Annotated in this window: 17 protein-coding genes; 5 read left to right on the top strand and 12 right to left on the bottom strand. The window is 66.3% G+C overall.

Features of this window, described 5'->3' with window-relative positions; all coding sequences use genetic code 11:
• Positions 1–498: 498 nt before the first annotated feature.
• Both R5W23_RS12460 and R5W23_RS12455 read right to left on the bottom strand, forming a co-directional pair.
• Positions 499–2376, bottom strand: a complete 1878-nt coding sequence (locus R5W23_RS12460; protein ID WP_320686601.1) for a complex I subunit 4 family protein — start codon at positions 2374–2376, stop codon at positions 499–501.
• Between the two features lie 147 nt (positions 2377–2523).
• Positions 2524–5085 (bottom strand): NADH-quinone oxidoreductase subunit L, encoded by a 2562-nt coding sequence (locus R5W23_RS12455; RefSeq protein ID WP_320686600.1) that lies wholly within the window; start codon positions 5083–5085, stop codon positions 2524–2526.
• 412 nt (positions 5086–5497) lie between these two features.
• Here R5W23_RS12455 and R5W23_RS12450 point away from each other — a divergent pair, with 412 nt between their 5' ends.
• Both R5W23_RS12450 and R5W23_RS12445 read left to right on the top strand, forming a co-directional pair.
• The gene (locus R5W23_RS12450) at positions 5498–5827 is read left to right on the top strand and encodes a hypothetical protein (RefSeq protein WP_320686599.1); all 330 of its coding nucleotides are present in this window, start codon (positions 5498–5500) and stop codon (positions 5825–5827) included.
• A 230-nt stretch (positions 5828–6057) separates the two neighbouring features.
• Positions 6058–7131, top strand: a complete 1074-nt coding sequence (locus tag R5W23_RS12445; protein ID WP_320686598.1) for an AI-2E family transporter — start codon at positions 6058–6060, stop codon at positions 7129–7131.
• A 212-nt stretch (positions 7132–7343) separates the two neighbouring features.
• Here R5W23_RS12445 and R5W23_RS12440 read toward each other — a convergent pair whose 3' ends face one another.
• The gene (locus R5W23_RS12440) at positions 7344–9221 is read right to left on the bottom strand and encodes a DUF1549 domain-containing protein (protein ID WP_320686597.1); all 1878 of its coding nucleotides are present in this window, start codon (positions 9219–9221) and stop codon (positions 7344–7346) included.
• Positions 9222–9469: 248 nt separating this feature from the next.
• Between R5W23_RS12440 and R5W23_RS12435 the strand changes: the two genes are divergently transcribed.
• The gene (locus R5W23_RS12435; protein ID WP_320686596.1) at positions 9470–9844 is read left to right on the top strand and encodes a hypothetical protein; all 375 of its coding nucleotides are present in this window, start codon (positions 9470–9472) and stop codon (positions 9842–9844) included.
• Positions 9845–10136: 292 nt separating this feature from the next.
• Here R5W23_RS12435 and R5W23_RS12430 read toward each other — a convergent pair whose 3' ends face one another.
• Entirely contained in the window at positions 10137–10892 is a 756-nt protein-coding gene (locus R5W23_RS12430; protein WP_320686595.1) for a glucose 1-dehydrogenase, read from the bottom strand.
• 155 nt (positions 10893–11047) lie between these two features.
• On the opposite strand from R5W23_RS12430, the gene R5W23_RS12425 reads away from it, so the two are divergent.
• Positions 11048–11896, top strand: coding sequence for a metallophosphoesterase (locus R5W23_RS12425; protein WP_320686594.1), 849 nt, complete (start codon positions 11048–11050; stop codon positions 11894–11896).
• Positions 11897–11905: 9 nt separating this feature from the next.
• Here the strand turns inward: R5W23_RS12425 and R5W23_RS12420 are convergent, their stop codons facing one another.
• Positions 11906–12673, bottom strand: a complete 768-nt coding sequence (locus R5W23_RS12420) for a TIGR02996 domain-containing protein (protein ID WP_320686593.1) — start codon at positions 12671–12673, stop codon at positions 11906–11908.
• Between the two features lie 88 nt (positions 12674–12761).
• Here R5W23_RS12420 and R5W23_RS12415 point away from each other — a divergent pair, with 88 nt between their 5' ends.
• The gene (locus tag R5W23_RS12415) at positions 12762–14573 is read left to right on the top strand and encodes an ABC-F family ATP-binding cassette domain-containing protein (protein WP_320686592.1); all 1812 of its coding nucleotides are present in this window, start codon (positions 12762–12764) and stop codon (positions 14571–14573) included.
• 351 nt (positions 14574–14924) lie between these two features.
• Here R5W23_RS12415 and R5W23_RS12410 read toward each other — a convergent pair whose 3' ends face one another.
• The 7 genes from R5W23_RS12410 to R5W23_RS12380 all read right to left on the bottom strand — a co-directional run bounded on the left by R5W23_RS12410 (position 14925) and on the right by R5W23_RS12380 (position 25867).
• On the bottom strand, positions 14925–18455 hold the full coding sequence (locus R5W23_RS12410) for a hypothetical protein (protein ID WP_320686591.1): 3531 nt from the start codon (positions 18453–18455) through the stop codon (positions 14925–14927).
• 11 nt (positions 18456–18466) lie between these two features.
• Positions 18467–18997, bottom strand: a complete 531-nt coding sequence (locus R5W23_RS12405) for a KdsC family phosphatase (protein ID WP_320686590.1) — start codon at positions 18995–18997, stop codon at positions 18467–18469.
• Between the two features lie 4 nt (positions 18998–19001).
• Positions 19002–20036, bottom strand: coding sequence for a KpsF/GutQ family sugar-phosphate isomerase (locus tag R5W23_RS12400; RefSeq protein ID WP_320686589.1), 1035 nt, complete (start codon positions 20034–20036; stop codon positions 19002–19004).
• 281 nt (positions 20037–20317) lie between these two features.
• On the bottom strand, positions 20318–21538 hold the full coding sequence (locus R5W23_RS12395; protein WP_320686588.1) for a DUF1501 domain-containing protein: 1221 nt from the start codon (positions 21536–21538) through the stop codon (positions 20318–20320).
• Between the two features lie 86 nt (positions 21539–21624).
• Complete coding sequence (locus R5W23_RS12390) at positions 21625–23097, bottom strand: DUF1800 domain-containing protein (RefSeq protein ID WP_320686587.1); 1473 nt, start codon at positions 23095–23097, stop codon at positions 21625–21627.
• Positions 23098–23157: 60 nt separating this feature from the next.
• A complete protein-coding gene (locus tag R5W23_RS12385) occupies positions 23158–24555 on the bottom strand; it encodes a hypothetical protein (RefSeq protein WP_320686586.1) in 1398 nt (465 codons plus the stop codon).
• Positions 24556–24586: 31 nt separating this feature from the next.
• Entirely contained in the window at positions 24587–25867 is a 1281-nt protein-coding gene (locus R5W23_RS12380; RefSeq protein ID WP_320686585.1) for a hypothetical protein, read from the bottom strand.
• Between the last annotated feature and the right edge of the window lie 75 nt (positions 25868–25942).

Below are 25942 nucleotides of genomic sequence, written 5' to 3'. Positions count from 1 at the left end.
GAGGGCTCACGGCACCGCCGGTGCGCACCCCCGGGTTCCCGGGGATGAAGCACGATCGGCGGGCTTGTCCCAGACATCCCCGGGAACCCGGGGGTGCGCACCGATAGCGGTGCTGGAACAGCGCTCCCCGCGACGCGTGTGATGGTATTTGCCCGGACGACGCAACATCGTCCTGCTGCAACGCAGCGAGCTAAACGCGACCCGATGTGGGAAGAATGTAACCCCGCGACCGGCGCGAGGCAAGCGCCGATGCGACGGGAGCGCGGGGCCGCCCCCGGTGATTCCGGGGTTTTCACCCCCGGGGTTTTCACCCCGGGCTATGGCCCACGACCCCGTTGGGGGCGAAGAGCCGGGCACAGCCGCGCGAATCGTTGTCTTTTTGACCCCAACGGGGTCGTGGGTCATAGCCCGGGGTGAAAACCCCGGGGCGCCGAATGCGATGATGACCAGACGCGGGCCGTGGGTGGCGGGTCATCGCCCGCGGTGAAAACCCCAGGCCTACGGTTTCAGCGGCGCCAGGTTCTCGATCCAGCCCGCCACGCTAGGCTCCATCCAGTTGAACAGCAACAGGCTCGGTGCAATGCCCAGCGCGATGGCGAGCAGTACGAAGGGCACGAGGCACACCGCCTCGCGGGGTGTCAGTTCGGGGAAGTTTTTGGTTGCGGGGTTCGTGCCCAGGTAGACCCGCTGCCACGTCCAGAGCAGATATGCAGCCGTCAGGACGACGCTCAGCACGGCCGGCACCGCGAGGCCGGGGGAGAAGTTCCAGGCGGCCAAGAACACACAGAACTCGCCCACGAACCCGCACAGCCCGGGCAGTCCCATCGACGCGAAGAACAGGATCGCGCTCAGCCCGGCGTAGAACGGCATCGGCTCCTTCAGGCCGCCGAACCGGTTCAGATCGCGGTGGTGCGCCCGGTCGTACACCACGCCCACGATAAAGAACAGCGCCGACGCGGTGATCCCGTGGGCGACCATCTGGAACATCGCGCCGCTCACGCCCCACTGCCAATATTGAGAGTTGGCGGCGGAGCCCCAGCTCGCCAACCCCAGCACCACGAACCCCATGTGGCTGACGCTGGAATACGCGAGCAGTTTTTTGAAATCGGTTTGTCCCATCGCGACCAGCGCGCCGTACGCGATTCCGATTACCCCGATGAGCCCGATCCACCACGCCAGCTCCGCTGCGGCCCACGGGCACACCGGAAACGCGACCCGCACCAGCCCGTAGCCGCCGAGCTTCAGCAGCACGCCCGCCAGGATCATGCTGACCGGCGTCGGCGCCTCGACGTGCGCGTCCGGCAGCCACGAGTGCAGCGGAACGATCGGCACCTTGACCGCGAACCCGAGGAACAGCAGCACGAACACGAGGTACTGGAACCGTTTGGTGCAAACGGGCTGTGCCTTCAACCGGGCCAGGGCGGCGTCGCGGTCCACGCCGGGCGCAAAGAGGCGCACCTGCTTGGCCTCATCGGAGGGGCCGGGCACTTCGACCGTCGCCGTTTTAACGGCGAGCCGTTCTTCCTGCCCGCTGAGCACGAGCGACACCGCGCGGCCCACTTTCGAGAGCGTGACGAAATCGAACGTGTGAACCTCGACCTGTTCCGCCGCTTCTGCGGGTTTCAGGTTCGGTTGCTTTTTTTGAACGTCGGCCGCCCGCTGGTTCACTTCCGCCTGGTCGACAAAATCGCGCGCGTTCACCGAGTACAGGGCGATCATCGCGACGAGGAGGCACACGCCGCCGAGTAGTGTGTACACCACGAACTTGAGCGCCGCGTACTTACGGTTGTTGCCGCCCCACAGCCCGATGAGGACGTACATGGGGAGCAGCATCAACTCGTAGGAGACGTAAAACAGGAAGAAGTCCAGCGCGAGGAACGCGCCGATCACGCCGGTCTCCAGCAGCAGCAGCAAGGCGAGGTACCCGCGCACACCGTCTTCGATCTTCCAGCTCGCGACGATCGCCAGGAGCGTGACCAGCGCGGTGAGTACCACGAGCGGCAGGCTCAGCCCGTCCACCCCCAGCGCGAACTGCACGTTAAACGGCGCGATCCAGGCCCGCCGGGCGATCCAGTCATTGGGGTCGAGCTTCTTGGGAATCGGCTGCGCCGCGTCGCTGGCGGCCTTATCGGCCCGGCTGTCGAGCCGGGTGCGGACCGAGTGACGCGGCATCCCGTTGGCGTCGAGGTGCTGGTCGAGCAGGTTGTAGTACCCCACCACGACGCATAGCGACAGCGCGAGCGTGCCGGCCGAGCCGAACGTGGCCCACCAGCGCAGCAGTTCGGGCCAGCGCGACGGCAGGACGAGCAAACCCGCCGCACACATGGCCGGCAAGAACACGAGGAGCGACAGCCACGTCAGGTCCGACTCGGCCATTCCTTAGCCTTCAAGAAGAGCAGAAAGGCCGGGTTTGACCGCAGAGGGCGCGAGAGGGCGCAGAGAAACAACAACGACAGCCACGGATTTATTCTTGTTGCCTTTTCTCTGCGCCCTCTCGCGCCCTCTGCGGTCAAACCCGGCCTTTCACTTCGCCAGAACCGCGAGCATCCCTAACAACAGCGCGGCCGTCAAGGCCAGCGCGAGGACGTAGGACCGCACGAACCCGGTCTGCACGCCACGCAAAAACGACCCAAGGCGCGCCGCCAATTGTCCGATGGCGTTCAGAAGCCCATCAAGGGTGAAGAAATCAAAGCCGTTTGGCGACGATTCCGGCGGGCGCTTATCGACCCGCGCAGCCGTGTGCGCCAGCCGGAGGGTTGGGGTGACGAGAGCGGCGTCGTAGGCTTCGTCGAAGTACCATTTCTTGAGTAGGAATCGGTACCAACCGGGGCCGGTTGCGTGCAGCGCCGCGTGAGCGGGGGTGCTTCGATAGAAGGTCCGGTACGCGAGGAGCGCGCCGACCACGGCCACCGCAAGGGCGACGGCTCCCGCGTACAGGTGGAGGTTGTGTTCCTGCAACTTCTCGGGGGCGAAGTCCGTTTGGACCGCAGCCGGCTCGGCCTTATGCAGAACGGACCCGAGGTAGCTCGCTTCGGCGCTCCACACTGGCCAACCCCACGCCACCCCAACGCTGAACACCGCGAGCACAACGAGCGGAAGCGTCATCACGCGCGGGGATTCGTGTGCGTGGTCGTGCAGATGCGTGCCCCGCGGCGTTCCGGTGAAGGTCAGGAACCAGAGCCGGAACATGTAGTACGCGGTGAGCCCCGCGGTCAGGGCCGGGAGTACGAACAGGAGGGCGTGAACGGGGTGGAGCGAGACGTAGCCGAGTGCCGTCGAGAGGATCATGTCCTTGCTGTACCAACCGCTCAGGAGCGGTACGCCCGTGATCGCCAGCACGCCGACGAGCATCGTGAACGCGGTAACGGGCATCTTCGACTTTAGCCCTCCCATTTTCCGAATGTCCTGTTCGTGGTGGCACCCGTGAATCACGCTTCCCGAACAGAGGAACAGCAGAGCTTTAAAGAACGCGTGGGTGATGAGGTGCAGCAACCCCGCGACCCACCCGCCGAGCCCGAGGGCGAGCATCATGAAACCGAGTTGGCTGCACGTCGAGTACGCCAGCACCCGCTTAATATCCGTCTGAACCAGCGCGATTGTGGCACTGATGAACAGAGTCACCGCGCCGATGTAGGCGACGGTGAGCAGCACCTCCGGGGCGAAGAGCGGAAAGCACCGACCGACGAGGTACACCCCCGCCGCGACCATCGTGGCCGCGTGGATGAGCGCGCTCACGGGCGTGGGGCCTTCCATCGCGTCGGGGAGCCACGTCTGGAGCGGCACTTGCGCGCTTTTGCCCGCACAGCCCAGGAAGATGCCGATTCCCATCAGAACGAACAGCCCATACGGCAGTACGCCGTATGTGGTATAAGTCGCAACCGCGGGCACGGACACCTTGCCCGTCCAATTGTTGCTGCCCGGTTGGGTGCCGTTGAAATGATCGGGTTCAACCAGCGGGAACAAAGCGAGGTGTGACCCCGGCGTCCTGTTCTGGGGGAGCGCGTACTGCTGGCTTGCATCAGCACCGGATCGTCCCACGGGATCGACTCGAACGAACCGGTTGGCGTCTTCGGGACTCTCGGTGTGCGTGAGGCGGTCGCCATGTTGAGGCGATCGCACCCGCTGTGCCATCTCGTCGAAGTTGAGGGTGCCCAAATACGTCCACGCGATCAGGATGCCGATCAGGAACCCGGCGTCGCCGACCCGGTTCACGATGAACGCCTTGGTCGCCGCCCGGCTCGCACTCGGGCGCTCGTAGTAGAACCCGATGAGGAAAAACGAGCAAACCCCGACCAGCTCCCAACTGACGAACACCTGGAACAGGTTGTCCGCGATGACGAGGTTCAGCATCGAGAAGCTGAACAGCGACAAGTACAGGAAGAACCGCCCGAACCGACCGCGGCGGGTGGAAGGCAGACTTGGCCCACTGGCCCCCTCATCGTGAAGGGCAGGGGGGGAATGCGTGTCACGGGCATCGGTTGCGTGTTGCAGTTCCCCTGTGCCTTTGCTGTCCCGACCTTTAGGAAGCGGCGCGGCGAGGAGGTCGACTGCTACCCCCTCCTGCAATTCGTCTTTCATGTAGCCGAGCGAGAACACGAAGATCAGCGTCCCAATCACCGTGACCATCGCGAACACGACCGCGGTCAGCTCGTCGATCTTGTAGCCCAGTTCGAGCGCGAGTGCCGGTTTGGGTGTGGGGAGCAGCGGGTCGGCGGCGTGCTGACGAGCCCAAACCGGTGGGGGACTGGAGTCGAGTGGCCCGAGGCGGAGCCAGTCGGTCCGTTCGGACCAGCGGGCGGCCCGCTGGTCGCCGACCGAAGAGTCGGTCAAAACGTTTACCAGCCCGACGATGGCGAGCGCTGCCGATCCGGCGATGAAGAGGGTGGCGAGGTGCGCGCCGGTTTTGAGCGGCGTATCGCCGCCGTACAGCCAATACAGACGGCCGGCGAACCCGCTCTGGTCGCGGAACGGGCGGCACAGCGCCCGCAACGCGCCTGTGACGAGTAGGAGCGCGAACGCGGCGAGTGGCAGCAGCGTGGCGACCACGTACAGCCGGCCCGGGACGACCTGAAACCAGTCGAGCATTGCTCGTGTTTGGGTTTAGTGTTTGGAGCTCCAACCCTGTCCGGGCTGAAAACCGCAGCATTTCAGACCGGTGAACTGTGCTAAGTAATGTATCTACAGTGCCTTAGACAGCTTAGGGCAAATTCGGTTTTTCAACGTGAACAGAGTTTAACGTATCTACGGTAAATTAAGCGACTTGGGAGAACTATTCAATTTTCAACGTGAACGGACCAAATCGAATTCTTCGCCTCACTTCTCACGACCCCGACACTCATGATTAGAAAGTCGATGAGAAAAGGATGAATCGGCGAGCCGATAGTTGCTGTGGTGTGTTGGGTTACTTACGATTGCCCCCGGTGGGGTAGCCGCAATCGTGATCGCACCCCGGCGACTAACGCCGTGGCCGGTCAGAAACCCCCTCAGGAGTTCCCACATGCGCAAGTTGATGATGGTCGCGCTGTCCCTGTGCCTCTCGGCCGGGATTGTGATCGCTGCCGAAGGGTTCGTGAGCAAGGTCGACGTTGAGAAAATGAAGGTCACGATCGACGACAAGGAGTACACCGTCGACAAGGACACCAAGATCACCACCAAGGGCAAGACCGAGTCCAAGGACTCGGATCTGAAGGCGCTGGCCAAGGCCGCTGAGCGCAAGGGCAAGGACGGTAAAGTCGGCATCAAGGTGACGTTCGAGGCCAAGGAATCGAAGCTGACCTCCGTCGAGTTCCGCGGCGGCGGCGGCAAGAAGGACAAGTCCGACAAGTAAGCTCATCCGCTGCTTGCGCCCGAAGCCCGACCATTCGGTCGGGCTTTTTTGCGTTTTATGGTCGCGCGTGCGAGTCGGCTCCTGGCACCTGATTTGCTTTCACTCCGAGCATCATCGGCTACAATCCGCTGACGAGGAGTCAAATGGTGCGTCACAGTCATCCGCCCTCTGCTCTCGCGGTCGCGCCCGAACACAAAGCAGGACAGCAACTCGTTCGCGAGGAAGGCCCGGTGGCGACCGGTGAGCGGTTGCGGCCGTACGCATTGGCGGCGCTGACCGCGCTGCTGCTCGCGCTCAGCGTCGCGCTAGCGGTCCCGTTCCTTCCGGCACTCACGTGGGGAGTCGCGCTGGCCATTATCGCTTGGCCGCTCAATTCGTGGCTGCGGAACAGGATAACTGCGAATCGCACTTGCGCTGCGGTCGTTGCCTCGGCCGTGGTGATTCTCTTGGTCGCGATACCGAGCGGGTACGTCGCCCAACAGGTGGCACGCGAGGTGAGTTCGTCCACCGAGCAGGCGCAACAGGAGGCGGTGCAAGGTGCCCTTCGCGAGCGGCTTCTGGCTACGCCGGTGTTGCGCGATGCGGTTGCGTGGGCCGAACGTCCCGAGGTGAATCTAGAAGGGGAAGCGAAGAAGGCGGCCCGCGAATACCTCGGCAACGGCATGTGGCTGGCACGCGGATCGGTCGCGATCCTGCTCCAACTCGCCATCGCTATTTACATCCTCTATTACTCGCTCCGGGACGGGGATCATTTTCTCCGCGCCGCCCGGCGATTGCTCCCGGTTACGCCCGAAGAAGCCGACCGCGTATTCGATCGTGCCGGCGGCTCGGTACATGCGAACCTGTACGCCTCGCTCGTCACCAGTGCGATCAATGGCGTGAACGCCGCGCTGCTGTTCTGGGCGACGGGTCTGCCCGCGCCGATTCTGTGGGGCGTGGTGGTATTCGTGGTGAGTATGCTGCCGGTCGCAGGCATCTTCCTCATCTGGCTACCCGCTGCCGCTTATCTCGCGCTTACGGACCATTGGGGAGGCGCCGTGGCGCTGGTGGCTTGGGGCGTCGGGTCGAGCGTCCTCGTGGACACGCTGCTGTACACGTGGCTCGCAGGCGGTCGGATGCGCTTGCACCCGGTGCCGGCGCTACTGTCGTTTATCGGCGGGTTGGCCCTTTTCGGCGCATCGGGTATCGTCCTCGGCCCGGCTATCCTCGCCGTGACGGTGGCGGTGCTGGACGTGTGGCACACCCGCGCGACCAACAATCCGCTACCGCCGGTCGAAGGCGCCACGAGCGCGGGGACGACGTAGAAGCGGTGCCGCTTCGGCCCCAACTATTTCGAGATTCCGGACTTAAATGAGTGTGCGAGGCTCGACGAAGTGTCGATCAAATGCATTCGCCGCAGGTAGGAACTGAAGCGCGAGCCGACTCGGCTATCTCCGCTTAACACCGCCGCGCCACGACAAGTAGTCGCGGCGCGGCGTCGCTTCCGTGGCGGCGCTGCTCGTTGTGCCAGTTTCGATCAGTGGTTCAGCATAAACTCGTTCGTGTTGAGCAGCGCCCAGAATACGTCCTGGTAGTACGTGATGTCGTCGGGGCTGGCCCCCGGTACGGGCACGGGGCCGCTCTTGGGTGGGGTCGCTCCTTTGCTGCCGGACGACGGGCTGCCGCCATTCCCCAGCGTGATCGTCGCCCGTCCGGAGCGGATCTGCTCGAGCTTCGCCAGCTCCTCACGGGTTGGGTGCCGGCTCACGGTCATCAAGAACAGCTCGTCGTAGATGGGCGACGGGGTGCCGCGGTGCTTTTTCACCACGTCCGCGACCACACCCTTGTCCCGCGTGGTCCCCACCTCGTTGTTGAGGTCCTTGCCGTTCATCAGGAGCAGCGCCTGAACAACGGTCCCGTTGAACGTCGTCTCATTGCCCTCGTCGTCGCCGAAGTTGCGAACCAGTTTGCCGGTCCAGCTCGCCTTCAGGGCTTTGTACTCGGCGTCCTTGAGCCGGGACTCGGCCCGCGTCGCCAGCGAGAGCGAGTCGAACAGCACCTCCGGCGACAGCGCTTTCAGCGGCATACGGGCGAAGAACGGGTCGAACTTGGGGTCGGCCTGCCCCTTCACCGCGACGTGGCTCAGTTGGTACACGTCGGAGGTGCAGAGCCACTCCAGGAGCTTCTTCATGTCATGGTTGTACTGCTTGAACTGCTCGCCGAGGTACGTGAGCAGTTCCGGGTGAACGATCTCGTTGTCGCTCTTGAAGTCGTCTACGGTGGCGTCTTTCTGGAGGCCGCGGCCGAACAGGTGGCCCCACATCCGGTTCACGAGCGCCTTTTCGAAGTTGTCGTGCTGGACGACCCACTCGGCGAGGGTTTGACGACGGGTCTTGGCCGTCGCCGGCGCCGAGATCAGGTTTTTCGTGGATTTCTCTCCCTTTTCGGACTGAGCCAGATCTTTCAGCATCACCGGGTATGTGGCTTTGCGCTGGCCGTCGCGGCGCTCGTACAGCACCATGCCCTTCTTGTTCCAATCGGGCATCTCGCGCAGCTCGACGTAGTTCGCCGTCGCGGTTTGCTTCTTCTGCATGGTGTTCTGCGTGCCGACCTTTTCCGTTTGACGGAAGAACGCGTTGACCCCCCAGAAGTCGGCCTGGAGCCACTCCTTCGCCTGCGGGTGGTCGTGGCACTGGGTACACTGGGTCTGAATGCCCAGGAACATTTTGGTGACGCGCGAGGTGACCGGCACGTTGTCGTACTTGCCGAACTCGCTCAGGTCGACCTTTTGGCCCTTCGCGTCGGCCTGGATCGGGTCGCCGATGTGGCGGAACACGAAGTGAACGGCGCCGTTGTCGTTGCTCTTGCCGGTCGCGGTAATCAAGCCTGTAACGAAGTCGCGGTACGGAACGTTGTTATCGAGCTGGTCCTCCAGCCACATCATGAACTGTTCGCGGTAGATCGGGTCCAACCCGCTGCGGGTGAGCAGCCACACGGACCAGATCTCGGCGAAGTTGCGGGCGTAGGCCGCCGAGTAGTCGATGGGGAATTTCGACAGCCCGGCGACCGCGGTAACGGGCCGCCCGTTCGGCTTCGGGGCGTACTTCCTCTCGTTCAGCAACCGCTGGACGAGCCGCACCCGTTTGTTCGCCGCGCGGTCCTGCTCGAAGTCCCGGATCTCTTCGACCGTCGGGATGCGCCCGATGAGGTCAATGAAGACCCGGCGCATGTACTCGTGGTCGCTGGCCTTCGCCGCCGGTTTGGCTCCCGCCGCTTCCCACCCCTTGGCGATCAATTCGTTGATTTTAGCGGTTTGGGGCGAGATGCCGCCGGTCAGCGGCTTCGGTTCGTCGTCGGCGACCGACGGCCCGGCTGCGACCAGCAGCGCACCGAGCAAGAGCAGGTAGCGGGTCATTCGCCTTCCCCTGGAGGGTGGAATTCGTCAGTGAGCGATCCCGTTGCGGTCCGGGACGGGTAAACTGTGGGGGTGGTCGTTCCGGTAGTTTAGACCAGTGAAACGGCAGCGGTCTACCGTTTTTCACTTTCGCCTAGCACCGACACCTACGGCATTTGACGCCGAAACCGGCGCCGAAGTTCCCCGAATCACGTCACTCAACTTTGAACCCCGTGGCCCCTCAACCGGTTCTGATCGGAGCCAAGCCGATGCACCTGCCGTTGAAAGAGATTGCCGCATACATCCGCCGCGCTCCAACGGCGGAACTACTCGACAGGGTCACGATTTACCGCGACGGTATGGAGCCCGCTGCGCTCGACCTGATGGAGGGGGAACTCGACCGCCGCCGGATCACCCGCGAGCAGATCGCCGAATACGACGCCGCGCTCCGGGCCGCGGTCATTCGCCGTACCGACGGCAGCGCGCGGCGCTGCGAGAGGTGCGAGCGGCCGGCCGTTTACCAGCACCGCGGGTGGCACAAGCTGTGTTGGTTCGTCCCGGTGTTCCGACGCAGCTTTTATCTGTGTGAGGAGCACCGGCCCGATCAGCGCGACATCGACCCTGAAACGCTGCAAGAATCTTGAACGCCGTCCAACGGCTGGTTTCCCCCATTTTCGGTCTGTTGGGGTGGTGCCTCTCGCATGAGCACATTGGTGTCGTTACGCCACACGAATTGTGATGATCGGTTGTAAAGGCATGCAGTGAATGGAGATTGGGCGAGCGGGATTGCGGAGATTCGCCTTCACCCGCTTCGTGTTAGATCGGCGAAATCGAGCGGTATCTTACCGCAGACCGGCCGCGGTCATTGAGGTGAATGGGCGACACCTCGGTGATTTGCGGCCGGTTCTTTTGCGCGCGGCGTTGCGCCGCACACTTTTACAACCGGATGCCGCCGGACACGTCGAGCCAGGTGCCCGTGATCCAGCGAGCATCGTTCGATGCCAGGAACGCGGCTGCGTCGGCGATGTCCACCGGTAGGCCCTGACGCCGCAGCGCGGTCATTGCGATCTCCTGGTCCGCTTCCTCTTGCGTCTTGCCGCTCTTCTCGCTGTTCATGTCGGTGATGGTAGACCCCGGAGCGAGGACGTTGACACGGATGCCCTTGGGGCCGAGTTCGGCGGCCAGCACACGTGTCATCAGGTCCACTGACCCTTTCGTTGCGGTGTAAACCACCGCGCCGGGGTACGCCATGCGACTGATCGCGCTGCCGATGTTGATGATGCACCCGCCGGAGGTCATGCGCTCGGCGGCGTACTTACAGCACAGGAGGTAGCCGCGAACGTTCACGTTGAAGTGCGCGTCGATGGTTTCGGCGGTGACATCCGGGAGAAACAGCCGCTGCATGATGGCAGCGTTGTTCACCAGGATGTCGAGTTTGCCGAACGCCTTGACGGTTGCCTCGAACAGAGGCGGGATCTCGGCCGGTTGGCCCACGTCCGCTTTCACCGTGATGGCGTCGCCGCCGGCCTGCTTGATGCCCGACACCACTTTTTCGGCTTCACCCGCGCTGCGCGCGTAGTTGACGACGACTTTGGCCCCGTCGGCAGCGAACCGGGTGGCGATGGCCGCGCCGATCCCGCGCGAGCCCCCGGTAACCAGCGCGACCTTCCCTGCGAGTGGTTTGTCAGCCATAACGTGTTCTCCCTTGAAGAGTGTGAGCACGAACCCCGCGAAGACAAGCTATCAGCGCGCCGCGGTTCCGGCGGCGCGCCGGGAATCCGGCTGGACGGGTGGGCGGCCGTCTGTCACCATCGGTCGGAGATCAGTTCACGACACGAGGGTGACGGATGAAGTGGCGCCTGACCCGTCGGCAGTTCCTTTTAGGCGGCGCGGGCGCCGCATTCGGCGTGGGGGTTTACACGTGGCGGATCGAGCCGCGCTGGGTCACGGTGGTGCGGAACGACATGCCGGTGCGCAACCTGCCGCCCGAACTGGACGGGAAGACGCTCGCACAGGTCAGCGACCTGCACAGCGGGCCAAGGGTGGATGCGAGTTACCTCGCCGCGTGCATGCGCGACCTGTCGGCACTCCGGCCCGATATTGTGGTGGTGACCGGTGACGTGACCGACCACGGCGCGGTGGGGGCGCACGCGCACGACATCGAGACGATTTTCGCAGCGCTGGTTCCGCCGCCGCTCGGAACCTTTGCGGTGCTCGGGAACCACGATTTTGGTACCGCCTGGTCCGATCTGGGGGCGGGTGCCGAGGTCGCCGCACAACTCAGCAGCGCGGGTGTAACCGTTCTCCGGAACGAGAGCCGGGTGGTCGCGGGACTGCGGATCGCGGGCGTGGACGATTACTGGTGTCCAAACTTCAAGCCCGAGGCCGTGTTCCCGCGACTCGACGCCGACGAACCGACGGTTGTGCTGTGTCACAACCCCGACGCGGCCGACCGGCCGGTAGATTGGGGACGCTTCCGGGGGTGGATTCTGTCCGGGCACACACACGGCGGCCAGTGCAAGCCGCCGTTCCTCCCGCCCCCGCTGTTACCGGTGGCGAACAAGCGGTACACTGCCGGCGCGTTCGACCTCGGCGACGGGCGGTCGATGTACATCAACCGCGGGCTGGGGCACACTCTGCGGGTGCGGTTCAACGTGCGCCCGGAGATCACCCTCCACCGGTTGGTGAGGGTGTGAGGGCGACCGCTATTCGGGCCAAATGTCCCGTTCCCGCGCCGCTGATTCTGACAACGGCGTAAGCTCCTCGAGGTTAGGCAAGGACAGTCGGCAGACGTGGGTAACACCGGGATCCCGGAACGCCAGCACTCGGCCGTACAACCGCCAGATCCTTCCGGCCGCACGATACGCCGGGCGATTATCGAAGCCGAACCGGCACACCTGCACGCTGCGCTTCTCTTGGTAGATCAGCAGTGCCGCGTCTCCGTACCACTCGAAGAACTGAACGTCGCAACCGAAGTAAGGATTGTGAGTGTACAGCTCACAAACGGCTCCGCGCTTGCTTGCCGGATCACGTAACCGCAGATCGTAGCGGATGTCCTGGTAACCGCCGTTCCACTTCGATCGCGATTCGAGGAACGCAATACACCCCGCCGCGCTGATAGCAGCGGCGTGCATGGTGATCTCGTAATCGAACAAATCTGTGTACGCCGCCGGGCGTTTCAGGGCTTGTGCGGCGTACTCGACACGCACCGGGTTCGGTTCATGAGACACTGCGGAGAACCCCACCGCTGCAAGCCACCACGACGGGAGCCCGTTCTGGAGGGCTAACATTCGTTCCCGTGCAGTCTGCCGCTTGTCGGACCCGAGTGGCAACTCCGCGAGTCGCGCGCTGAGACGCAAGTATTCGGCGCGTGGGTCTCTACGGTCGTCCAGCCAATCGGCGTAGACGAGCCGGGCGGTTTGGTCGTCCGGTGCGGCCAACAGGGCGCGAATGAACGGTTCGTCTTCGGCCACGCCGGCGCCTCCGGGAACGGGTTCGGACTTGTATGATAACGCATGTCCGCGGGGCCGAAACCCGCGCCCCGACTTTACGGAACGGATCATGTCGTTGCTGCTGTCCGCCCAGGAACTGAGCAAGAGTTACGGCCCGCGCCCGCTGTTCGACGGCCTCAGTGTCGAGTTGCGCGCCGGCGAGCGGGTCGGCCTCATCGGGCCGAACGGGGCCGGCAAATCGACCCTTCTGAAGATCCTGGCGGGCATCGAAACACCCGACGGCGGCACCCGCACCCTCCGGCGCGGCGTGCGAGTCGGGTACCTGGCACAAGATGACACGTTCGAGCCCGGTGACACCGTACATTCGGTTCTGATGAAGGCCCTCGCGGCGGAGAACCTCGAAGACCACGAGCGCGAAACGCGCACCGCGATCACACTCACACAGGTCGGGTTCGAGGACTTCGAGGTACGCGCCGACACGCTCTCCGGCGGGTGGCGGAAGAGGCTCGCGCTCGCTCGGGAGTTGGTTCGAGAGCCGGACCTCCTTCTGATGGACGAGCCGACCAACCACCTCGACCTGCCCGGTGTCGTGTGGCTGGAGAAGCTGCTGCAGGCCGCCCCGTTCGGGTACCTCGTCGCCACCCACGACCGGGCGTTCCTCCGCGCCGTCAGCGACGAGATTCTGGAGGTGAGCCGCGTGTACCCGGGTGGGTCGTTCCGGACCGCCGGGAGCTTTGACGACTTCGCCGACAAGCGCGACGCCTTCCTCGAAGCCCAGGCGAAACTGCGCGACGCGGTGGCGAACCAGGTGCGCCGCGAGACCGAATGGCTCGGGCGAAAGGAGTCGGCACAGCGGCGGAAGTCCCGATCGCGCATCGGCGAGGCGGCGGCCCGGCGCGACGAACTCGCGGAACTGAACTACCGCACCGCCGCGGCCGGGCAGGCCGCGATCGATTTCGCCGGCACCGGCCGGCAAACCAAGAAGCTCATCACCGCCGCGGGCATCGGCAAAGCGCTCGGCGGGCGGTCGCTGTTCAGCGGCATCGACCTGATTCTCAGCCCCGGAACCCGGCTCGGGTTGCTCGGCCCAAACGGAAGCGGGAAGAGCACACTTATGAAGGTGCTCGCCGGCGAACTCGCGCCGGACGCCGGGAGCGTGACACGCGCCGAAGGGCTCCGCGCGGTGATGTTCGAGCAGGGGCGCTCGACGCTCGACCTCTCGCAACCGCTGCGCGTCGCACTCAGTCCCAACAGCGACCAGGTGACGTTTAACGGGCGACAACTCCACGTCGGCGGCTGGGCGCAACGGTTCCTGTTCCGCCCCGAGCAACTCGACGTGGAAATCAGCGCGCTGTCCGGCGGTGAGCGTGCGCGCGTGCGGATCGCACAACTGATGCTCAAGCCCGCGGACCTGCTGCTGCTGGACGAACCAACCAACGACCTCGACATCCCCTCACTCGAAGCGCTGGAGGACAGCCTCGACGAGTTCCCCGGCGCGGTGGTGCTGGTCACCCACGACCGAGACCTGATGGACCGACTGTGTATCGAGGTGATCGGGCTCGATGGGTTCGGCAGGGCCAAGAGTTACGGGAGCGTCGGGCAGTGGCTCTCGGATTACGAGCGTGCGGCCGGAGCCGCAAAAGCGCCCGCGGCGGCCACAACGAAGAAGGCCAGCACTCCCGCTCCGTCGAAACCGAAGAAGTTAAGCTTCAAGGAGCAGCAAGAGTTTGACGGGATCGAAGCGGCGATTCTGGCGGCCGAAGAGCGTGTTGCGGGGCGTGAGGCGGAAGTGAGCGCCGCGGGCAGTAGCCACGTTGCCCTGACCGCCGCGTGCAAAGCGCTGGAAGATGCACAAGCTGCTGTGGAGAAGTTGTACACCCGTTGGCAGGAACTCGAAGCGAAGCGATCTGGAACCGCGTGATTATTTTCGGTTTGGCACCCCGTGCACCAAATTAATTGATCGGACGGGATGATTTCCGGGTAGTGTCCGGGTTGCCTTGCTCGGTGAAATCGACCAACCACTCGGCCAGCGTTCACACGAGATCGGTTTACCCGGCCGCCATCGTTGGTGTTCGTGCTCGCCAGCGGCCACCGGCGATTGCTCCGGCACTGACCATGTGCGGCTCTTTCATGCCGCGTTGTATTGAGTCGATTGGTTTGCTCGCAGACATCGTGGGTAAGGGGCTTGATGCCCCACTCGCCCACGATGTCTGCGAGCAACCTAATTTCTGTACCCAAGCATCAGCGGTAACCCCAATTGAGCAACCCGGCGTCACTTGTTCGGGTTGATCCTACCACCGTAGCTCTCGACGACGTTGATGGAACCGGTGCTGCGGTCGTAGCTGATGATCTTGCCGGTTTTTTCGTTGCTGCGGTCGAACCGGCTCATCACCCGCGCGGGGACGGTCGAGCTACCGATCAGATCGACCGCTTTGCCGTGCGTTTTGATCTTCTCCGCGGACCCGTCGTAGTCGTCCGACTGCACGTAGGCGTTGCCTTCGGCCTCCATGACCTGTTCCGGCGCCGCGTTCTGCTTCTTGTGGCTCCACACCACCATCTTCTTCGAACAGGTCATCAACACCGCGCGTTCCGGCGGGTTGTTCATGTCGACGGCGAGCGTCGGGGACTTCGACGGGAGGCTGATCGCCTTCACGTTGTCGGTGAACGTGGCTTCTCGATACACCTTGCCCTTTTCGTCGGCGATCATTCGGCCGCCGAACTTGACGATCGTGAGTTTCATTTCCTGGTCGTTCTTGGCGGCCGGCTGCATCGGCTGGGGGGCCGCGCCTCCGGGCGGGCCGACCGGGTTGGCGTCTCCTTGCTGCCAGATCCGGACCGTCCCCGGGCCTTCGGCGATGACGCGCTGGAACGGTTCCTTGCTCCCGGGGCCTTGCGCCTGCGCGAGGATCGTGAGTTCCGACGCGCTGAGTTGCTGAACCTTGATGGGCTTGCCGTCCTTGTCGTGCTCGACCTGGTTGAACCTCACCTCGAGATCACGCTGGGCGTCGGCCGTGTCGCCCGGTGCCGGGTAACAGAAGACTTTGTCGAGTTTGGCTTTACTGGTGTTCCCCTCTTTCGCGGCGGCTTGCTTTTGGGCGGTGTTGAAGAACATCGGGCGGTCGAACACCACGTTCATCGTATGGCAATTGACCGACGATTCGCCCTGGGTGGCTTGAACCTTGCCGACGAACTGGGCGGACCGCTTCGCGCCGTCGAAGGTCATCTTGTCGCGCCAGTGGATCACGACCACCTCGGGCTGGCGCAACTCGCCGCCGGCCAAGTCGCTGTTGGTCGGCATCGTGAGCGCCCCGCGGCCGGTTACCGACGCCGAGTTGCGCACCTGATTCAGGATCACCTCCGGCCCGAGCAGCGACATCTCTTCTTGATGCACCTCGCCGAGCCGGTTGGGCCAGCCGTACACGGTCATCACGCTGCCGTCTGCGGACCCGTCGATGAGGAGCAGCCGGCCGAGAATGTCCACGCCGCGCGACTTGGACAGGTCGGTCGGGTCCTGGTGAACGTTAACGGCCTCCTCGCACCGGGCGTGGTTGAGCTGGTACCGGACGCTCTCGCCGGCCGGCTCCTTCGGCTTCGGACCCGCGGGCGAAGGGGCGATGAACCGCGTCAGGTGCATTTCGATGGTCTTGGCGCTAATTTGGTGCGGCGGCTTCGGTTTCTCGGGCGCTTTTGCCACCGGCTCGGGCGGCTTAGGCGGGACCGGCGCGGTCACCGGCGGTGGGCCGGGCTGCGGCGCGGGGGCCGGGTCCTTCGTGGGCGGTGCGACCGCCCGGGTCACCGCGACGGGTTTTGCGTCCGTAATGTGAACGGTCAGTTGGTCCGCGTAGGTGATGTCGTACTCGGCGGAGTGGCTCTTCACGTTCCCCACCGCGAGCACCCGGGACGGCTTCGCGCCGCCGGTCGGGGACGACAGTTCCGGGGCACCCGCCGCTTTGTCGGCGCGCGGCTCCATCCAGACCTTCAGAACGTTGCCGGTCAGCCAGTAGTCGGCCTTGCGGTCGTCGAATTTGGCGTTGTCGGTGAGGACGAAGACATCCTGTTCCCGACCGTCGATCAGATCCCGGCTCTGCACCAGCGACGTTCGCCACGACGCCGAAAAGGTGACGGCGTTGGTGTCGGCGTCACGCATCTCGATCTTGCCGGCGCCGCGGACCGTCATCTGTTGCTTCCGCACGGCGGGCTGACCCGGGGCACCCTGAAGCGGCGGCCCCGGCTCGATGATGAGCGTGGCGGGCTCTTGGGGCGTGCCCGCGCTGAGTTCGCTCCGCCCCTGCACGACGCGGAGCGGGGTGCCGGAGAGCTTCGTGCGCGACTCGGCCTGCTGGTGGACCAGATCCCGCCCGTAGGCCACGACCGAGTTGTCGTCGGAGGCGAGGGTGATGTAGCCGTTCGGCACCTGGGTCCAGGCATGGAGTTGCTTGATGGCTGGGGCGTTCGACGGGCGCGCGGCCCCGGTCGGCCCGCCGTTGAACTCGAGTTCCAGCACCTGACTGTACAAACTGCTGGCGCCGCCGTGCGCCGGGATCTTGGTCACCTGGACATCGTTCGGCAGGTTCGGGTCCGAGTGAGCGACCACGTCGAACCGGGCCAGCGCCTTTTCGGCGTCGTACGAGAACGGCCCACGGGTGTCGATTTGCAGCAGCGCGCGGTTCAGGAGCCGGGCGTTGTACCCGATCGGCCCCAGCCCGCCGGTGACGGCCGCGATCGCCGGCGGCGGGGGCACGAGCGCCAGCCCGCTGTTCTTGGGCGGCGGGGGCTGGCCCGGCGCGGGCGCCCCGCCCACGATCGACTGCCCGTTGTCGACCCAGAGGTTCATCACCACCTGTTCAAGGAACTCGACGCGGCGGACGCCGTTCATCGGGCTGGCGCCGGGCTTCGGCGCCGGCTTGGGTTGCCCGGCCGCCGGCTTCTGTTCGAGGTACACGCGCAGGCCGAGCGCGGTGATGGTCGGGGGCGGGAGCCGCTGCCCGCTCAGGATCGCGGCCACGGCGCCGGAGTGGCGGTTCTCCTCGCTCTTGGTCGGGACCGCGACCGGGGCGGCCGAGCCGACCGGGCGGGGGAGGTTCTGCCGGTCCACGATCTCCACGGTCGCGTCGGTCCAGAAGTCCGGACCGTCTGCGGCGGGGGTGCCCGCGACCGCCTTCGGGTCGCGGTAGAACATCGGCCCGACGGTGCGCAGCACGAGGGCCCGGTTCGGGTCGCTGGATCGCTGGTTGTTGGTGATGTGGATGGTGCCGCGGCGGGGGTCCGGCAGGGCTTCGGCGAAGTCGCTGTGCAGCTCCAACTGCACCAGGCTGGCCTTGCCCGGGCGCATGTCGGCCGGGTTGGTGATGACCCGGTCGAACTCCAGCACGCCCTTGTCGGCGTGGATGGTCGTGATCTCGGTGACCTCGCCGGGCTGGCGCAGGTGCTCCCGCCGCTCCTTGCTGAAGATCGCGATGCTGAACGGGCTGAGCGTGACGCGTTTCGAGTTCGGGTTGCTCGGGGCCTTGCCGGCCGCGACCACGATCGTCGACTCGCCGTTGTGGAACGCGAGCTGGGTTTCGTAGTGCGAGTAGTTCGTTTCGGGGCTGTTCTCGCCGAACGCCACGATGAGCTTGTGCTGCGTGGGCGAGGTGCTGCGCTCGGGCGGCACAAAGGTCCCGGGGTCCGCCGGGGTGAGCATCTTGGCGGGGAGCTGCGGCAGCCCGTCGAGCCAGCCGAGCAACTGTGCGTAAGCGAAGTACGCGCCCGCGGACAGCATGAACCCCGCGAGCAACAACATGGTCCGCCGCGGCGTCAGCATGGCACTCCGGATTAAGTGGTGTAGCGGGCCGTCACGTCGCCCCAGCGGCCCGCGAGCTTCAGCAGCCACTCGATGGCGTCGCGGACGGCCCCGTGCCCGCCGGGCACGGCGGTGACGTAGTGGGCGACCGCGCGGGCCTCGGCACAGGCGTCCGCCACCGCGACCGCCAGCCCGCACGCCCGCAACACGGGGACATCGGGCAGGTCGTCGCCGAGGGCACACACCCGGTCGGGTGTCACCCCCGTTACACGGAGCACCTCTTCGAGCGCCGGGCGCTTGTCTTCGCGCCCCTGAAGAACGGGCGACACGCCCAGCTCCGCGGCCCGGCGCTCGACCGCCGGCGAGCTCCGCCCCGACACGATGGCGACCCGCTTACCGGCCGCGCGCCACAACTTCAAGCCCGACCCGTCGCGCACGTGGAACCGCTTCAGTTCGCGCCCGTCGTCCAGGTAGGCCACGCTGCCGTCGGTCATGACCCCGTCCACGTCGAGTAGGAGGAGTTCGATGGCGGCGGCGCGGGCGGCAAGCTCGGAAGTCTGCATCACTTTACGCGCTCTTACGGCCGGTCAGGCGCAAATGGGGATGTGAATTTGTTTCGCCGGCGTGTGGGTCGAGTCCGATTAGGTCGGTAATGTCGAGCATGCCGATCGGCCGCCCGTCTGCATCGACGACCGGCAGCTCGCTGAACTTCCTCGCCTTGAGTGCGTCCAGTGCGACCGTGACCCGAACTTCGGGGCCGATGACGACCGGCGCGCGTGTCATAACGGTGGCGATGGGCGAATCGAGGAGCCGGTCCTCGCGGTTCTCGAACAGGCGCGCGAGGTCGCTGTCGGTGAACAGGCCCGAGAGCCGGCCGGCGGCGTCCGTGAGCATGATGGCACCGGTCCGGCGGCCGGTGTGCCGCACCTTGGCGAACACCTCGCGCACGGTGTCGGTTTCCGGGGCGACGCGCAGCTCGTCGCCCCGCCGCATCCACTCGGAAACCACCGCGAGCTTCCGCCCGAGCGACCCGGCCGGGTGGAACGTGGCGAACTCGTCCGCGGTGAACTGGCGCTGCTCGAGCAGGGTGAACGCGAGGGCGTCGCCCAGCGCGAGCATCACGGTCGTGCTGCTGCTCGGGGCCAAGTTGAGCGGGCACGCCTCGATGACGGGGCCGTAGACGATGGCCGCGTCGGCGGCGCGGGCGAGCGTGCTCGCCGCGCTGCCCGTGATCGCGAGCACGCCGGCGGCCAGCTTCTTCAGCGGGGCGATGAGCCGGATCAGCTCTTCCGATTCGCCGCTGTGGGAGAGCAGCAGGGCAACATCGTCCGGGTGGACGCTGCCGAGGTCGCCGTGGACGGCGCGCGTGGCATCGAGGGTGTACGCTCGGGTGCCGGTGGAGTTGAGCGTGCCGACGGTCTTTTGCCCGATGTCCGCGGATTTCCCCACGCCGATAACCGCGACCCGCCCGCGGCACGCGAGCAGCACGTCCGCGACTCGCGTGAACCCGTCGTCGAGCCGACCCGCGACCACGTCGAGCGACGCGGCTTCGGCGCGCAACACGCGGCGGGCGTAGGCGAGTCGGTCAAAGGGGGCCGTCATGATGGGGCACGTCCTTGTGCCGTAGAGTTCGAGAAGATGGGGTAATAACGTAACGCGCTGTCATTTGCAACGCGATGCTGGGGCGTGCGGCGCTCCAAGAGGTGAGCGGGAGCGGGCTGGCGCGTTGGGCGTGGAGGCCGCTTCACTAAGAGAGCCGGGTGCGATCGTGTCGCCGGTCGAGAGGCCAGCGGCGCCCAATGTTTGCGCGCCCTGTGTTCGGTGGTCGGGTTGCTCGCTCCGTGTCAGAACCCCCCTGTCGTGAGGGAGCCACGGGCGCACGTTCACCCAAGCCCCTTCACGTGGTCCCACGTGGCCCCGAGCACCGATTTGCTGTCGCAGTTCAACCATTTGTCGAGGAGCGTGGCGTACACCCGGCGGAAATCGGTGTGGTACTTGAGATCGTCTTCGAGCAGGTCCGACAGGCTCGGGTGCTTGCCGACCACCCCGCCGCTCACCCCACCCCCCGCGACGAACATGCACGACGCGGCCCCGTGATCCGTGCCGCGGCTGCCGTTTTCCCCCACCCGTCGGCCGAACTCGGAGAACGTCATCACCCGCACCCGGTCGGCGTTCCCGGTGTCGTTGAGTTCGCGGAAGAAATCGCCGATTCCGGTCGCGAGTTGCGTGAGCAACTGCTGGTGCGCCGGCCCCTGGTCCGCGTGCGTGTCGAACCCGTCGAGGCTCAGGTAGAAGACCCGCGTGCCGAACCCGCGCGCGATCAGCCCGGCGACGAGCTGGAACTTCTGCTGCAACCCGCCGGTGAAGGTGCGCACCGCGTTCGGCCCTTCCAGCAGTTCCCGGAGCAGGTCAACGGCGCCGAGCGTTTGCACCTGCCGGCGCCGCGCGAACGCCAGAAGGTCGTCCTCGGCCTCCGCGGGCGCCGATACGTCCTCAAGCAGCTTGCGGCGCGCCTCGGACCGGTCGCCGTCGCCCACCTCGAGCCGGAATGCCTTTTCGTCCCCGAGGCTGACGGCGTTGTTGCCCTGAGTGCCGGCGGCAGCGACCGGTGCTTTCCCAGCGCCGACGTGCAAAATGGGGATGCCGCCGGCGCGGTTGTCCATCTCGGCTGAGGCGCGCCCGAGCCAACCGGTTTTGGAAGACCGGGCCGGGTCCGCGAGGTGCCAGATGTCCATCGCCTCGAAGTGCGAGCGGTCCGGGTTCGGGTACCCGACGCCCTGCACGACCGCGAGCTGCCCGGCGTCCCAGAGCGGCGTCAGGCCTTGCAGCCCCGGGTGCAGCCCGACGTGGTCGTCGAGGCGGATCACCTGCTGTTTCGTTTGCCGCAGGGTGGGCCGGGCCTTGTGGTACAGGTCGTCCGCGTAGGGGACGACGGTGTTGAGGCCGTCGTTCCCGCCGGTGAGTTCCACGACGACAAGAACCGTGTCCTTGCCCGGCGCGGCGGCCCGCGCCGTTCGGGCCACGAACTGCGGCACCACGGTTCCAAGAGCGACCAGCGACGAGCCGCGCAGCGCTCGGTTCAGAACCTGTCGGCGGGTCAGCATGATTCGCTCCGGTAAGTGTGTACCTTGATAAAGCCGCCGAAACCCGTTCGTTCATCTGGTCCGGTGGCACGCCGCCGTTCGCCGCATCAAACCAACTGCGCTTCGGGCATGGTCAGGATCGCGTGCGCGGCCTCGCGGGCGCGGCGGGCGAGCAGTAACCCCGTCGGCGCGTCTTCCGCCACGAACGCAACCAGCTTCTCGCGGGCGGCGGCACGCACCCCGCCGGGAACGTACCGGTCGAGCAGCGCCCGCACCACGTCCGCGGGCCGGGTCACGTTCTCCTCTTCCAGCACGCGGGCGGGGTCGAACGCCTTCGGCGGCGGCATGTCGGCCGACACCACGAACGCTTGCTCCTCCAGCGGCGGCATCCACAGCGTTCCGGACACCAGCGCCGCGGCGAAGTTGTTCCGTTCGAGGACAGTGGCGGTGTTCAGCCACGTTTTGCCACCCGGCCAGCCCTTCACGTTCGGCGGTGCGAACAGAACTTGGCCCATCCCGGCGAGCCACCTGAGCAGTTGCTGGTGCGCCAACGGTCGGAAGTGGGTGTCGCCCTCTTCGTAGCGCCGGTAGGTGGCCCGGACCGCCCCCAGCGCGTACTCGATCGGGCTCGCGATCCGCTTGCGGAGCGCGTGCCCGGAGTAGAACAGGCGCGAGCCGAGGATCGTGCGCATCAGCGCCGCGATGTCGTACCCGCTCTTGCGGAACGTGTCGCCGAGCGGTTCGAGCAGCTGCTCGGGCGGGGGGAGCTCGCTGACGAACGCGGCGTACAGCTTCCGGACCAAAAAGCGGGCACACGCGGGCTGATCGAGCACCATCTTCACCACCGCGTTCCCGTCCCAGTTCCCGGTCCGGCCGAGGACCGTTTTCGGGCCGCCGTCGTGCTGGGCGGCGTTGAACCGGAAGCTGCTCCCGCTGGTGTGCCAGCCGCTGAACGAGCGGGCCGCCTCGCGGACGTCCGCCTCGCTGTAGTTGCCCACACCGAGCGAGAACAGCTCCATCAGCTCGCGGGCGTAGTTCTCGTTCGGCTTGCCCTTCACGTTGGTGTTGGAATCGAGCCACACGAGCATCGCCGGGTCGCGGGTGACCGCGTGCAGCAGCGGCCCGAACCGGCCCAGCGCGTGCGCGCGGAAGGTCACGTTCTGGCGGAACATCAGACCCGGCTCGCGCACCTTCGCGATGCTGGTGGCGAAGTGGTTGTGCCAGAACAACGCGAGCTTCTCGCGGAGCGGGTGCCCGCCCTGCAACATGCAGTACAACCACCACCCGCGCAGCTCGGTGCCGTCGGTGTCGCGCGTCGCCGAGACCCGGCCCACGTCGTTCAACGTGGCCATCAGCTCGCCGGACTTCTCTGTGCCGTTCAGCAGCAGCTCGAGGGTCGCCGCGTGGCCCACTCGGACCGCGCTAGCGAGCTCGGGACCGCTCGCGCCGAACGCCGCGCGCCGGTACAGGTGGGCGGCCCACGTGCGGTCCCACGGGTCCGAAGCGGACGGCACCCAGGGCTTCCACGCGTCGGCCGGGTCGATCTGGTCGAGTGGGCTCAGCGGGAGCGGCGCGGCCATGACTCGATCCCCTTGAACTGTCGCTGAGGCGACGCTTCTGGTACTCAGACGAACCGGTGTTCACTTTTTCACGCCGTCGCGTGTCGTGGCCGGCGGTCGCGCGCCTTCGGGGCTCCCGAGGGTCACGTCGAACGCGGCGGCGAAGTGCGGGTTCTTCTCCTCGCCCTTCGGCGCCGCCCCGCGGAGCTGTGCCACGCCGCCGGAGAGGGTGTACGCGAACGGTTTCCCGGTGAACGGGTCGTCCGGGACCGGGACGCCGACCTCGGTGAGGCTGACGGGGAGCGCCCCGGAGCCGGTCGCGGCGAACAGACGCAGTGCTTCGACGTGCCGCAACAGGGCGACGCGCTGCTCGAACCGGGCTTGCTCGTGCCGCAACTCGGTCACCCTGGGCAGCAGGTCGGCGAACAGCCCGTTGCATCGCGCGTCCGTTGCACGCGCGTCGATTTCCCACGCCTTCAGTCCGAGCTGTTTGAGCCGATCGTCGCGCGCGATCTCGTACTCCCGCTTGTCGTCCAGGAGCACCACCTGAACATCGGAGAACGTGCCGACCGCGAACTGGCCCGCGCCGGCTTCGATCAGCCGCGCCCGCGCGGCGCGGACCGTGCCGGCGTCCTGCGCGCGGGCCGTTAGGGCCGTCCGGAGGTCGTGCGGTGGCAGCCCCGCGCGCTGGCGGATGTACCCGGCGCGGCCCGAGAGCCGCCCGACGATTTCGTCGGTTTCGGCCCCCGTCATCGCGCGGTCGTCGCGGAACAGCTTCAACTCGGAATCGGCGAGCGCGCGGTCGCCTTGCAGGCCGCGGCGCAGGTCCACGAGCGGCGCGGGCAGGTCGGTGAGCGCCCAGTACAGGTTCGGCGCGTTCGGCTGCTGCACCAGTTCCCACAGCGCGTCGAGCGCCAAGTTCGCGACCTTCAGCCCGAGCCGCGCGGCGGCGGCCGTCGGGTACTCGCCGAGGTGCCGCGCCAGCGCGGTCATCGTCTTTGTGGTGCGCACCGCGTCGTCGAAGTCGCCGCGGGCGATCTCGCCGCGGAGCCGGATCTGGAGCGAGACCGCCAGCCGGTGCAGGGGCTCGAGTTCGGGCAACCGCAGGTCCGGCCCTTCGGTCTGGACCCGGTCGAGCACCTGCCAGTCCACGGTCTCGAGCCGGGCGCCCCAGTCGGCCTGCGTGAGCGCCGACCCCCCGTAGTTTTGGAGGCCCTCCTCCCTTAACTCCTTGAGCGTCATCGACTGGTAGCGGGTCCGCTGTGCGACGCCCTCCTTGCTAAAGAAGAACTGCCGCTGCTCCATGAAGCAGCGCAGGTACCACTGCGCCGCGTTCCCGGGCTTGAGTTCGCGCACCTCCGGCAGGAGCTGGTACTTCAGTGCGGGCTTCGGCGCCGCCGCCGGCCGCACCGCCACCGCCGTGGGCGGCGCGGCCGGCGGCGCGCTGAGTGTTACAGAAAGTAGGAGCAGCGCGGTCACCGGTACGGACCCCTAAAAGTGTGTGCGGCGGTCACTTGCGGATCACGATTTCGTAATGGAGGTTGTACGCCGCGTTGTCCTCGTAGCCGAGCGGCGGCGTGCCCCACAGGTGGGCCGCCCCGTCGATCACCTCGTAACGGAACGGTTTCCCGGTGAACGGGTCTACCGGCAGCGGCACGTCCACGTCCGCCAGCCGCGCCGGGAGCGCGCCGCCGTGGCCCGCGGCGTGCAGGCGCAGCGCCTCGACGTGCCGGAGCAGCGCGAGCCGCTGGTCCACGCGCGCTTGTGCCGCGCGGATCCGCTGCAACTCCGGGAGAAAGGTGTCCACGATCGGCCTCATTTTCGGCGCCGGGAGCCGCTTGAGCCGCGGCACCGCCTCCCAGGCCGGCAGCGGCACGAGTTTCATTTGTTCGTCGCGCTGGATCTCGTACTCCCGCCGCTCGTCGAGCAACAGCACTTGGTACGGCGAGAACTGCGCGACCCGCTCCCCGGCGATCCCGTGCTCGCTGAGCCGCGCCCGCGCCGCCTCCATGTGGTCCGCGTCCTTCGCCGTGCGCGCGAGCCAGTCGATGAGCTTCGTGTCCCGGCGGTCGATCCGCTCCAGGTGCTGGATCAGCTTTTTCAGTTGAGCCGTTGTCATCGGCTGCTGATCGTCCAGGTCGCGCAGTTCGGCGTCGATCAGCATGCGCTCGCCCTCAAGGGCCTTGTCGAGCGGCACGAACGGCTGCGGCAGCGCCGTGAGCGCCCAGTAGAAATTGGGGCACCCCGGCTGGCCGAGCATCTCCTCGAACGGCGCGGCGGCCACTTGCGCGAGCGCTATCGCGACCAGGCTGCCGATGAGCGTGGGGTGCTCGCCCATGTGCCGCGCCAGCGCGAACATGGTTTTCGCGGTGACCTGCGCGTCGTCGAACCGGCCCCGGGCCACCTCGTCGCGGAACCGCTCCTGGAGGGCGGCGGAGAGCTGGCGCATTTTCTGGAGGTCCGGGAGCAGGAGGGCGAGGCCGTCGGTTCTGAGCTTCGGGAGGATCTGCCAGTCGGGTTTGTCCATCCGCGCGGCCCGATCGGCCAGTTGCAGCAGCCCCCGGTCCGCGGGCGACTCGGCGGCGCCCGCTTCCTGGCCGATCACGCACTTCATGTACGCCGGGATCGGGTTGCCGGGGGTCAGTTCCTTCAGTTCGGGGAGGAGCACGTACCGCAGGGCCGGCTTCGGCGCCGCGGTCGCGTCCACGGTCAGTTTGACGTGCGTTTCGGCGCGCGGCGCGGCCACCGCGGACGCGATCGCTACGGCCAGCGCGATCGTGGTTTCGGTCACAGGTGCTCCCCGCGGGTGGACACGCGAACGGTTCTTGCCCCGAGCATAACACCCGGTGAAACGTCAGCGAAACGG

Source organism: Gemmata algarum (assembly GCF_034097035.1).
Classification (GTDB): domain Bacteria; phylum Planctomycetota; class Planctomycetia; order Gemmatales; family Gemmataceae; genus Gemmata; species Gemmata algarum.
This window is presented reverse-complemented; position numbering and strand designations above follow the sequence as displayed.